Source organism: Rhodococcus sp. S3, from assembly GCF_058211795.1.
The window spans coordinates 2537594-2549392 of the sequence record NZ_CM177074.1; the positions used below are offsets into that span (position 1 = coordinate 2537594).

The window sequence follows — 11799 nt, forward strand, 5'->3', positions numbered from 1 at the left end:
CACACCCGCCCGACGGGGAGGAGGCCGAGGCTCAGTGGCGACCCGGGAGATCGACCTCCGGCACCGTCTTGTCGGTGCGAAGGCCTCGCCAACTCGGATGCCGCAGGCTTCCGCCCGCGTACTCCCGATACTCGACCTCGCCGACGAGGATGGGCTCCACCCAGTGAGCGCCGTGGGTCTCCCGTGCCGGCGGCGCAACCGCCAGTGGGGTCGTCGGTCGTTCCAAGGGACGCAGCTGCGATCGCAACTCACGTCGGGTCGCGGCGGTGAATCCGGTCCCGACCCGGCCGATGAACACCAACCGTTCCTCGTCGTCGTGCGCGCCGAGCAGCAGCGAACCGATGCCGCCGGCAGCCTTGCCGGATCCGGGGAGCCACCCGACGACGACCACCTCGGTGTTCCGGCGCAGCGGCGTCTTGATCCAGCCGTCGCTGCGGGTCCCGGGTAGATACGGTGCGTCCGGGTCCTTGGCGACGATCCCTTCGAGGCCGTGTTCGCGCGCGACCGTGAGCATGGTCGGTGCGTCGACATCGGTCCAGTAGGGCGACACTTGAACCCGAGGTCCGGGGACGATCAGATCGTCGAGGACGGCCCGGCGCTCCAGATAGGACAACTCCGTCGTGGACTCTCCGTCGAGAGCGAGGACGTCGAACAGGTAGATCAGCACCGGTAGCTCGGCGCGTAGCTCCTCGGTGGGACGGTGGACGTGCATGCGGCGCTGCAACCGGGCGAAGGACGGCCGACCCTCGGAATCGAGGGTGACGATCTCACCGTCGACGATGCAGTCCCGGCCGCCCGTCGCGGTGGTGAGCGGGTGGGGGAGTTCGGGGAAGCTCCGGGTGATGTCGTTGCCGGTGCGGCTGGTCAGCCGGCACTGTCCGTCGGTTACCGTGGCGAGGGTGCGCTGGCCGTCCCATTTCATCTCGAACGCCCAGTTCCCGGTCGGCGGCGGACCGAGGGTCGCCAGCATCGGGGACAGTTCCGTCGTCGTGGAGGGCATGTCCCGAGTCTGCGGTACGGGGCCGGGACGGGACCGGTGAATGCGCGGTCTCGTCGCGTCGGTGCGTCCCTCGCGCCCCGACCCGGGCCGTGCGAGGCTGACGTCATGACGCGCGCTGCGACACAGAACATGACTCTCATCGCCGGAGGCACGTTCTGGATGGGGTCGGAGGATTTCTATCCGGAGGAGCGACCGGTCCACCAGGTGACGGTCGACGGGTTCTGGATGGACACGCACCCGGTGACCGTCGCCGAGTTCCGGCGCTTCGTGAAGGACACCGGATACGTCACCACCGCGGAGGTCGCGCCCGACCCCGCCGATTATCCCGGCGCCGATCCGTCCCTGCTCGTGCCCGGCTCGCTCGTGTTCACGCCTCCCCCGGGGCCGGTACCGCTCGATGACTACACGAGGTGGTGGTCGTTCGTCCCGGGTGCGGACTGGCGTCATCCCGAAGGGCCGGGGAGCACCGTCGGCGGGCGGGAACTCCATCCCGTCACCCACGTGTCGTGGTTCGATGCCCGCGCCTACGCCGAGTGGGCCGGCAAGGAACTGCCGACCGAGGCCGAATGGGAGTTCGCCGCCCGCGGCGGACTCGACCGCAAGGCCTTCACATGGGGCGACGAGCACGAACCGAAGGGCCGGCCCGGCGGGAACGTCTGGCAGGGCGAATTCCCGTGGCAGAACCTCGAAACGGACGGATTCGCCGGAACCTCACCTGTCGGACACTTCCGGCCGAACGGGTACGGTCTCCACGACATGGCGGGCAACGTGTGGGAGTGGACCGCCGACTACTACACCGCGAACCATGCTTCGAGCGGCAAGAACGTCGCGCCGGCGTCGTCGTGTTGCATCCCGACGAATCCCCGCGTGGACACGGCCGAACACGATCCGCGCGAAGCGTATCCGCGCCGCGTCATCAAGGGCGGATCGCATCTGTGTGCCCCGAATTACTGTCTGCGGTACCGACCCGCGGCCCGCCAGGGTGACACCGAGGAGACCGCGACGTGCCATATCGGATTCCGCTGCATCATTCGCCCGTGAGAAGGCAGGTTTCACCCTGGTCAGGGGTGTATGCGGCCCGATACCGGTGGTGTACTGGGAACGGATGGGGGTGAAAAGAGGCATCCACCATGAGCCAGGATCTGCGTCCGGATCCGATCCCGGGCGGAGAAACTCTGCCGTTCCCACCGGTGCCGTCGGGAAGCATCGCAGGACGGACCATGCAGGAATCGGTCTACAGCCCACGCGCACAACACCGTCGCCTTCCCGACGACGCCCCGAACATCCTGGTCGTCCTCATCGACGACGCGGGCCCCGGTCTGCCGAGCGCATTCGGTGGCGAGGTGAGCACACCCACCCTCGACCGCCTGCTCGACGAAGGCATCAGCTACAACCGCTTCCACACCACGGCGATGTGCTCGCCGACCCGCGCATCGTTGTTGACCGGACGCAACCATCACCGTGTCGGAAACGGGCAGATCGCCGAACTCGCCAACGACTGGGACGGCTATTCCGGGCACATCCCGAAATCGAGCGCCACCGGAGCCGAGGTGCTGCGCCACTTTGGTTACACCACAGCGGCTTTCGGCAAGTGGCACAACACTCCTGCGGAGGAGACCACCGCAGCGGGTCCCTTCGACAACTGGCCCACCGGAGTCGGTTTCGACTACTTCTACGGTTTCCTCGCCGGCGAGGCGTCGCAGTACGAGCCGAACCTCGTCCGCAACACCACCGTCGTCCTGCCCCCGAAGACTCCCGAGGAGGGCTACCACCTCAGTGAGGACCTCGCCGACGACGCGATCGGCTGGTTGCGCCGCCACAAGGCGCTCGATCCGTCCCGGCCGTTCTTCATGTACTGGGCCAGCGGGTGTCTGCACGGGCCGCACCACATCATGAAGCCGTGGGCCGACCGGTATGCGGGCAAGTTCGACGACGGATGGGACGCTTATCGCGAGCGCGTGTTCGAGCGGGCCAAGGAGAAGGGCTGGATCCCACCGGATGCCGAACTCACCGAGCGGCACCCCACCATGACGGCCTGGGACGACATCCCCGACGACGAGAAGCCCTTCCAGCGACGCCTCATGGAGGTCGCGGCCGGATACGCCGAACACTGCGACGTGCAGGTGGGGCGGTTGTTCGACGAACTCGACCGGCTGGGCTACCGCGAGAACGCCCTGGTCTTCTACATCTGGGGCGACAACGGGTCGTCCGGTGAGGGCCAGAACGGCACCATCAGCGAACTGCTCGCGCAGAACGGGATCCCCACGACCACGGCCCAGCACATCGCGGCCCTCGACGAACTCGGCGGACTCGACGTTCTCGGCTCCCCGAAGACGGACAACATGTATCACGCAGGCTGGGCGTGGGCGGGCAGCACGCCCTACAAGGGCATGAAACTTCTCGCGTCCCATCTCGGGGGAACCCGCAATCCCATGGTGGTGCGCTGGCCCGCGCGCATCACGCCGGATCGCACCCCCCGGACCCAATTCCTGCACTGCAACGACCTGGTGCCGACCTTCTACGAGCTGCTGGGCATCACCTCGCCGCGGACCGTCAACGGGATTCCGCAGGATCCGATCGACGGCGCTGGTTTCGCCCGGACGTTCGTGGACCGTGACGCGCCGGCGGGCAAGCTCACCCAGTACTTCGAGGTCATGGGCAGCCGAGCGATCTACCACGACGGATGGATGGCGTCGGCCTTCGGACCCCGCGCACCGTGGCTGCCCGGCCTGCCCGGCGGAATCCGCGATTGGAGCCCGGACGACGACACCTGGGAGCTCTACAACCTCGACGAGGACTGGACGCAGAGCCGCGACCTCGCCGAGCAGTACCCCGAGAAACTGGCACAGATGCGGGAGATCTTCGCGATCGAAGCGGCCAAGAACAACGCCCTTCCCATCGGTGGGGGCCTCTGGGTCGCGGCGATCCATCCGGAACAACGCATCACCACGCCGTACACGAGTTGGGATTTCACCGGCGAGGTCACCCGTATGCCTGAATTCTGCGCTCCCGCACTGGGAAACAAGAACAACCGGGTCTGTATCGAGGTGACCTTCCCGGAGCGGGCGCACGGCGTCCTGTATGCGTTGGGTGCCAACGGTGGTGGTCTGACGTGCTTCGCGGACGACGGCTATCTCTGCTACGAGTACAACCTGTTCATCCTGATGCGGACGAAGATGCGTTCGGCGAGCCGCGTCGCGCCCGGACACCACCTCGTCGAGGTGGTCACCAAGTACGCCGAAGCGCGCCCCGGTGGTCCGTTGAACGTCCTGATGTCCGTCGACGGGCAGTCGGTGGGGGAGACCGTCGTGCCGGTCAGTGCGCCGTTGCTGTTCACGGCGAACGACTGCCTGGATATCGGCACCTGCCTGGGGTCACCTGTCTCGCTCGACTACTTCGACCGGGCACCGTTCCCGTTCGACGGGAGCATCGACAGGATGACCGTCGAATACACCTGAACGCAGCTCTTCGAGTGCCTTACCGGCTCCGGGCGGTGGATCCGCCCGGAGCCGCGAGGTCTGTCAGTTGAACTGGTCCGGATGGGGTCCGGTGCGCAGATCGCGGTCGGCGCCGGCGATGGTGGACATCTCCTCGTCGGTCAGTTCGAAGTCGAAGACCTCGAAGTTCTCCCGGATCCGGGACGGCGTGACCGACTTCGGGATGACGACGTTGCCGAGCTGCAGATGCCAGCGCAGCACCACCTGGGCCGGCGACTTGCCGGTGCGTCCGGCGATCGACGTGATCGCCTCGTCGTCCAGCACGGCGCCCTGGGCGAGCGGGCTCCACGCCTCGGTGGCGATGCCGTGCTCGGCGTGGAAGGCGCGCAGTTCGCTCCGCTGCAGACCGGGATGCAGTTCGATCTGGTTGATCGTCGGGGCGAGCGAGCTGCCGTCCAGCAATCGCTGAAGGTGGGCGGGCTGGAAGTTCGACACGCCCGCGGCGCGGAGGCGTCCTTCCTCGACGAGGCGTTCGAGGGCACGCCAGGTATCGGCGTAGAGGTCGCGGGCCGGGGTCGGCCAGTGGATCAGGTAGAGGTCGAGACGATCGAGGCCGAGCGCGGCGAGGCTGGTGTCGAAGGCGCGGAGGGTGGCGTCGTAACCCTGATCGGAGTTCCACACCTTCGTCGTGATGAACAGTTCGTCGCGGGACAGTCCGGAGTCCGCCAGCGCGCGGCCGACGCCGGCTTCGTTGCCGTAGATCGCGGCGGTGTCGATGTGGCGGTAGCCGGTCTCGAGTGCCGCGCTGACGGCCGCGGTGGTCTCGTCCTCGGGGATCTGGAAGACGCCGAAGCCGAGCTGGGGGATCTCGACGCCGTTGTTCAGAGTGACGGTAGGAATCGTGGACGATGTCACGAGATGGTGCTCCTTCGGGGGTGTTCGCGTAGTTCGGGATCACAGTCGGACGGGGTCGACGGCAGCACGGGAGGTGCCGTGGAGGTCGGGTTCTGTGAATGTGTGAGTTGCGTTGGCGTGATCGTCCTTTCGCTGTAGTCGGTGGGACAGGACCGCCGGGATCAGAGCGGACGCGGCCAGGACGGCCCCGACGGCGTTGGGTGCCGTGTACCCGAATCCGGCGGATATCACCATGCCGCCGAGCCAGGCGGCCAGGGCGTTGCCGAGATTGAAGGCACCGATGTTGGCAGCGGACGCCAGGGTCGGGGCGCCGTGCGCATGGTCGAGGACGTGCTTCTGCAGGGGTGGGACGGTCGCGAAACCGAGAGCGCCGATCAGGAAGACCGCCGCGACGGACACCGTCTTGGCGGAGGCCAGGAAGGTGAACAGGCCGAGCACCACGGCCAGGCCGGCCAGGGCGGTGTAGAGCATCGGCATGAGATTGCGGTCGGCGAAATGTCCACCGACGAGGTTGCCGACCACCATGCCGGTTCCGAACACGGCCATCAGCCAGGGGACGGAGGACTCGGCGAAACCGCCGACATCGGTCAGGATCGGTGCGATGTAGGTGATCGCGGCGAACACGCCCCCGAAGCCGAGGACCGTCATGGTCATGGCCAGCACGACCTGGACGTTCTTGAACGCCGCGATCTCGTGACGCAGCCGGACGCCCTCGGGTCGGGGGACGTCGGGAACGAGCTTCGCGACGCCCGCGAGGCCGACGACGCCGAGCGCGGCGACGATCAGGAACGTCGCGCGCCAGCCCGCGGTGTGGCCGACGAAGGTGCCCAGCGGCACGCCGACGACATTGGCCACCGTCAGTCCGGTGAACATCAGGGAGATGGCAGCGGCTTTCTTCTGCGGTGCCACCAGGTCGGCGGCGACGACCGAGCCGATGCCGAAGAACGCTCCGTGGGCGAGGGAGGCGACGACGCGGCCGATCAACATGACGGCGAAGGTGGGTGCGAGGGCAGAGACGGCATTGCCCAGGACGAACAGGCCCATGAGCAGCATCAACATGTTCTTGCGGGAGATCCTGGTGCCGAGCGCCGTCATGATCGGGGCACCGATCATGACGCCGAGGGCGTAGCCGGTGACGAGATATCCGGCTGTGGGGATCGAGACTCCGAGATCCGATCCGACCTGGGGGAGCAGCCCCATGATGACGAATTCGGTGGTGCCGATTCCGAAGGCGCCGATGGCCAGGGCCAGTAGAGCGAGTGGCATGAGAACGATCCTTCGATCGAGAAGAGACGCAGACGCGCTTTACTGGCGTCAACAATAATTGCAGACGACGACGAATTGCAAGCGCGGGTATAGTGAGCGATGTGACAACGCCGGCACACCGCCCGCGTCACCTGTTTCGTACGAGCCGACCGAGGAGCCGACCATGACCGCCACGGACCCGTCGATGACCGCGCTGGCCAACAGCTGGTCGGCGCTGTCGCTCCTGCACGGGCGGATCGAGAACCGGATCGAGAGCGCCCTGCAGTCCGGCCACGGGTTGAGCGTGCGCGAGTATTCACTGCTGGACGTGCTCAACCGTCAGCACGACGGGGAGGGCGGGCACCTGCAGATGCGCCAGGTTGCCGACGCCGTGGTCCTCAGTCAGAGTGCGACGACGCGGCTGGTCACGCGGCTCGAGGATCGCGGGTTGCTTGCGCGCTATCTATGTCCCACCGATCGCCGCGGCATCTACACCGACGTCACCGACGCCGGCCGGCGCCTGCTCGACGAGGCCCGGCCCACCCACAACACCGCCCTGCGGGAGGCGCTCGACGAGGCCGCGGCCGAACCTGTCCTGGCGCCACTGGTCGACGCCATCCGGCAGTTGCAGGACGATGATCGGACGGATGCCGCCGGGGGCCCGGCACCACGCTGAACGGGGGCGATCTCGCGCGACGTCCTCCGCGCGCAGACCTGTCGGAGCAACAGGTGAGATCGCGCGGCCGGGTCGGGTATCGTCTCCCATGGTGTGCCGGGAAGTCTGGTCGGCGGGAACAGCTTTCTTCGACGATCCGGAGGACGACATGAACGCATCGGTACACCTCTTCTCGGTGCACGCATCTGGAGGCACGCCATGAACTGGGCCGTCTTCGTCGCCTTCCTCGTCGTATGGGTGCTGTCAGGACTCGTGACCGGTCTGTGGATGGCACGGCGAGGCCACGACCCTCGCTGGACGATCATCGCCGTCATCCTCGGACCGTTGTTCGTCCCCATCGCCTTCGAGCGCATCGAGCGTGTTCCCCGGTCCGTCGAAGTGACGACGGTGGCCCGGCAGCATGCCGGAGAGGTCGACGAGGGCGGACTCCGCGTGATGGTCGGTTACGACGGATCCACCGAGGCCAAGCATGCGCTGGACGCGGCGCGACGACTGTTCGGGCCGGCCGGAGGAGTGCTCGAACTCGTCGTCGTGATCTCCTACGACGACGCCGGCGATCCCGACTCCGAACTTCTCGCCACGGTGCGACGGCGCCTCGAGCAGGCCGTCGAATCGATGGGTGATATTTCGGTGGGGTATGCCGTCCTCGCCGGCCCGGCCGGTCGATGCCTGGGTTGGTTCGCCGAGGAACATCACGCCGACGTTCTCGTCGTGGGCCGCCGCGGACGAGGCATGTCCTCTCGGATGCTCGGCAGCGTCGCGGAATATCTCATCGGGCACTCGCATGTGCCTGTGCTCGTCGTCGATCCCACCGTCGTCTCGCCGGACGCGGGTGCGAACGAACCCACGGTCGCCGTTCGGGTCGCTCCCGAGGAGAATGTGACGGGCACCGCGTCGACCTGACCCGATACGGTATGGTCGATCTCGGTGCGCCGGGAAGTCTGGTCGGCAGAAGTAATTACGTCGTCGAACCGGAGGACCCGTGTCTGTACCCATCTGTCCCGTCGCCACCCGTCCCGCCCGAGCTCTGCAGCCGGCGCAGTGACCGGCACCCCCGCGAAGCACGTCCACCGCAGCGCCGAAGGTCGCATCGACCTCCTGACTGCGTGTCGGCGTCCGACGCCGAAATCGCAGGGATGCCATAGTTTTCGGTACCCGATCCCACTCCGGGGATCGGAACGTACTGCCGCCCATGCGGATCGGGTGCATCCGCCCCGGCCGGTCCCCGTTCGCGCACCGCGTGCGGTCGAGAATTCCGAGGACCTGTGATGCCGAACATCTTCTCCGGAGTCCCCTTCCTCTCTCGCGGAACATGGCAGGACACACGCCGTGTGACGGAGATCCTCCGCAAGGAGACCGTCGGCGGTGTCCTGCTGCTCATCGGCGCCGTCATCGCATTGATCTGGGCGAACACAGGATGGTCGGATTCCTACCATGCCCTGCGGGAGACCTCGATCGGTCCGGCGTCGTGGCACCTGGACCTGTCCCTGGGCACCTGGGCGGCCGACGGACTGCTCGCCGTGTTCTTCTTCGTCGTCGGCGTCGAACTCAAACGGGAATTCGTCGAAGGCAGTCTGCGGGACCTGCGGCGTGCCGCCATGCCGGTGACCGCCGCCCTGGGCGGCATGATCGTCCCGGCCGTGATCTTCGCCGTCATCAATCTTCGTGGTGGCGCCGACGCGTTGAACGGATGGGCGGTCCCGACGGCGACCGACATCGCGTTCGCCGTAGCGATTCTCGCCGTCATCGGTAGTCATCTCCCGTCGGCGCTGCGAACGTTCCTGCTCACCCTCGCCGTGGTCGACGACCTGCTCGCCGTGACCGTGATCGCGGTCTTCTACACCGACGAGGTGAACCTGCTCTACCTGGGCGGGGCGCTGATCCCGTTGGCGCTGTTCGGCATCGCGCTCCGACGCGGCTTCGGTGCCTGGTGGCTCCTGGTGCCGTTGGCGGCAGTGACCTGGTGGCTGGTCCACGAATCCGGTGTGCACGCGACCATCGCCGGTGTACTGCTCGGCTTCGCGGTTCCCGTCGCCCGGCAGGTGGGGGACCGCACGATTCCGGTCGCCGAGCACGTCGAACACCGGCTCCGGCCGCTGTCCGCCGGTATTGCCGTGCCGGTCTTCGCCTTCTTCGCCGCCGGCGTCACCGTCGGAGGATTCACCGGCCTGGCGAACGCCCTCACCGATCCCATCTCCGCCGGGGTGATCGCCGGTCTGGTCGTCGGCAAGGTCGTCGGGATCTTCGGGGTCAGCTACCTGGTGGCGCGCTTCACCCGAGCACATCTCGACGACGAGCTGAGTTGGGTGGACGTGCTGGGTGTGTCCCTGCTCGGCGGTATCGGCTTCACGGTGTCCCTGCTCATCGGCGATCTCGCCTACGGTGCAGGAACCGTCGCGGCCGATCACGTGAAGGTCGCCGTGCTGTGCGGATCGTTGCTCAGCGCCGCTCTGGCCTCGACTGTTCTCGTGGCCCGTAACCGTGCCTACCGCACGATCAGGGCGGCCGAGCAGGTCGACGAGGACGGCGACGGGATTCCCGACGTCTATCAGCGATGATCGATACCTCGGATCGCGGTCGGGACGGTCTGCCGTGGTGGGTCCAGCCGACCGTGCGGTCACCGCAGGCCCTGCTGAAGTGCGTCTTCTGGCCGGTCGCCGTGATGCTCGTCGTCCATCGCACGGTGATCCTCGCCGTCGACGGTGCACGCACGGACGACTTCACCGGTGTCTACCGCGCAGCCGTCGCCTTCTGGAACCGTGAACCGGTCTACACAGCGACGTACGAACACGTCGACCCGCACTACCTCTACCCGCCGTCGGGTTCGCTGCTGATCGCACCGTTCGCGGCCCTCGAACACGAACTCTCACGATGGGCATTCATCGGGGTCAACGCGGCGGCCGTCCTCGTTGCCGTGTACCTGGTCGTGCGGATGTTCGGGTACACAGCGCGATCCGCGGCGCTCCCGATCGCGGTGACGGTCGCCTTCGCGTCCGAATCGGTGATCAACACCCTGGTGTTCACCAACATCAACGGTGTGGTCCTACTCGGTCAGATGGCGTTCCTGACGTTGTTGCTGGCGCGGCGGGACCTCTGGGCCGGCGCCGCGATCGGGGTGACCTTCGCTATCAAACCGATTCTCGCGCCGTTGCTGTTGCTTCCCGTGCTGCGCCGCCAGAGCAAGACTCTCCTGACCGCCGCAGCGGTGCCGGTCGGGCTCACCGCACTCGCGTGGCCGTGGGCTGCGGATCCGTGGCAGTTCGTCGAACGCACCGTTCCGTATCTGTTGCAGTCCCGCGACTACTTCAACAGTTCGATCACCGGCAACGGCACCTATTACGGTCTGCCCGAACCCCTGATCCTCGCGTTGCGCATCGGTTTCGCGTTCCTCGCCGCGGCCACGCTGTATCTGCTCCACCGCTATCACCGGCACGACGAGGTGTTCTTCGTCGTCACCGGTGCCGGTGTGCTGATGACCGCATCGTTTCTGCTCGGTTCGCTCGGGCAGATGTACTACTCGATGCTGCTGTTCCCGTTGCTCATGAGCGTGGTCCTGCCGCAGTCCGTGATGCGGAACTGGCCGGCATGGCTGGCGGTGTACGGCTTCCTCAGCGCCGACGAATGGTATTCGGGCAGATGGGTGGAGGCCGGCCGGTACGCCGAGTACATGCGCCCGACACTGGGCTGGTCGCTGCTGCTCATCGTGATATTCGCGGTGCTGGTCGATCGCCGACGATCCGCACGCGTCCCCGGACCGGTCACAGACCCTTCGGTGGACATCGCTCGGACAGGGCGTCAGAACGCGTCGGCGCCGAAACTCTGAGCGTAGTAACCGCGGATGTGCTCGACGATGCGCTTGCGAGCGAGCGTGGCATCGCCGGCGCGGACCGCGTCGACGAGACCGCGGTGCTCGTGACGCAGCCGCACGCAGGTCGCGGGCCAATCGGTGTGTGGTGCGCCCGCGAGGACGTAGCTCTCGATGGAGTCGCGGAGACCGGCCATCATCGCCGCGACGACGAGGTTGCCCGCCGCGTCGGCCATTGCGACATGGAACTGGGCGTCGAGAACGAGGAACTCGGGTGCCGCCAACTCCGGATCGTCCATCGCGTCCAGCAGTTCCTCGGCCGGGGTGAGTTCCGGTGCCGGGCTCCGGTTGGCCAGCGTCTGCATCACTTCCGTCTCGAGTACCAGACGTGTGCGGACGATGTCGGAGACCGGGAAGTTCTGCGCCGCGACCTGCAGGCGCATGAGCATAGACATCCCGCCGGTGGGTCGCGAGACGATCATCGCGCCGGCGTTCGGCCCGGACCCCGTGTGGGTGCTGAGCAGCCCGAGGGCCTCCATCACCCGCAGTGCCTCACGAACCGAAGACCGGCCGACGCCGAGTTGTGCGGCGAGCGTGCGCTCCGGGGGCAGACGCTGGCCCGGGCCGAGTTCTCCCGAGACCAGCATCTGCTCCAAGTGGTTCAGTACCTGCTCCCACGCACGACCCTCGGACGACGACATGACTTCAGAGCCTAGTCGAT

10 protein-coding genes are annotated in these 11799 nt (G+C 67.0%); 6 read left to right on the top strand and 4 right to left on the bottom strand.

Translation table 11 applies throughout. The features are described 5' to 3' along the window. Window positions 1-31: 31 nt before the first annotated feature. Window positions 32-1000 carry a non-homologous end-joining DNA ligase gene (ligD, locus tag AC0LPE_RS11845; RefSeq protein WP_490606285.1) on the bottom strand — a complete coding sequence of 323 codons (969 nt, stop codon included), beginning with the start codon at window positions 998-1000 and terminating at the stop codon, window positions 32-34. Between the two features lie 105 nt (window positions 1001-1105). Here ligD and AC0LPE_RS11850 point away from each other — a divergent pair, with 105 nt between their 5' ends. Together AC0LPE_RS11850 and AC0LPE_RS11855 are read left to right on the top strand one after the other, a co-directional pair. Then, entirely contained in the window at window positions 1106-2041 is a 936-nt protein-coding gene (locus AC0LPE_RS11850; protein ID WP_160875476.1) for a formylglycine-generating enzyme family protein, read from the top strand. A gap of 89 nt (window positions 2042-2130) precedes the next feature. After that, on the top strand, window positions 2131-4458 hold the full coding sequence (locus AC0LPE_RS11855) for an arylsulfatase (RefSeq protein WP_490606286.1): 2328 nt from the start codon (window positions 2131-2133) through the stop codon (window positions 4456-4458). 63 nt (window positions 4459-4521) lie between these two features. Here the strand turns inward: AC0LPE_RS11855 and AC0LPE_RS11860 are convergent, their stop codons facing one another. Next, window positions 4522-5352 carry an aldo/keto reductase gene (locus AC0LPE_RS11860; protein ID WP_490606287.1) on the bottom strand — a complete coding sequence of 277 codons (831 nt, stop codon included), beginning with the start codon at window positions 5350-5352 and terminating at the stop codon, window positions 4522-4524. A gap of 39 nt (window positions 5353-5391) precedes the next feature. Then, window positions 5392-6618 (bottom strand): MFS transporter, encoded by a 1227-nt coding sequence (locus tag AC0LPE_RS11865; protein ID WP_490606288.1) that lies wholly within the window; start codon window positions 6616-6618, stop codon window positions 5392-5394. 163 nt (window positions 6619-6781) lie between these two features. On the opposite strand from AC0LPE_RS11865, the gene AC0LPE_RS11870 reads away from it, so the two are divergent. From AC0LPE_RS11870 to AC0LPE_RS11885, 4 genes are all read left to right on the top strand, one after another. After that, on the top strand, window positions 6782-7273 hold the full coding sequence (locus tag AC0LPE_RS11870) for a MarR family winged helix-turn-helix transcriptional regulator (RefSeq protein ID WP_088899205.1): 492 nt from the start codon (window positions 6782-6784) through the stop codon (window positions 7271-7273). A gap of 198 nt (window positions 7274-7471) precedes the next feature. Further along, window positions 7472-8176 (top strand): universal stress protein, encoded by a 705-nt coding sequence (locus AC0LPE_RS11875; RefSeq protein ID WP_016692223.1) that lies wholly within the window; start codon window positions 7472-7474, stop codon window positions 8174-8176. A 428-nt stretch (window positions 8177-8604) separates the two neighbouring features. Beyond that, entirely contained in the window at window positions 8605-9831 is a 1227-nt protein-coding gene (nhaA, locus tag AC0LPE_RS11880) for a Na+/H+ antiporter NhaA (RefSeq protein WP_216359316.1), read from the top strand. Further along, window positions 9828-11096 (top strand): glycosyltransferase 87 family protein, encoded by a 1269-nt coding sequence (locus AC0LPE_RS11885; protein WP_160875468.1) that lies wholly within the window; start codon window positions 9828-9830, stop codon window positions 11094-11096. Before nhaA ends, AC0LPE_RS11885 begins: the two co-directional genes overlap by 4 nt. Here the strand turns inward: AC0LPE_RS11885 and AC0LPE_RS11890 are convergent. Next, on the bottom strand, window positions 11069-11779 hold the full coding sequence (locus tag AC0LPE_RS11890; RefSeq protein ID WP_016692220.1) for a FadR/GntR family transcriptional regulator: 711 nt from the start codon (window positions 11777-11779) through the stop codon (window positions 11069-11071). The genes AC0LPE_RS11885 and AC0LPE_RS11890 overlap by 28 nt on opposite strands. Between the last annotated feature and the right edge of the window lie 20 nt (window positions 11780-11799).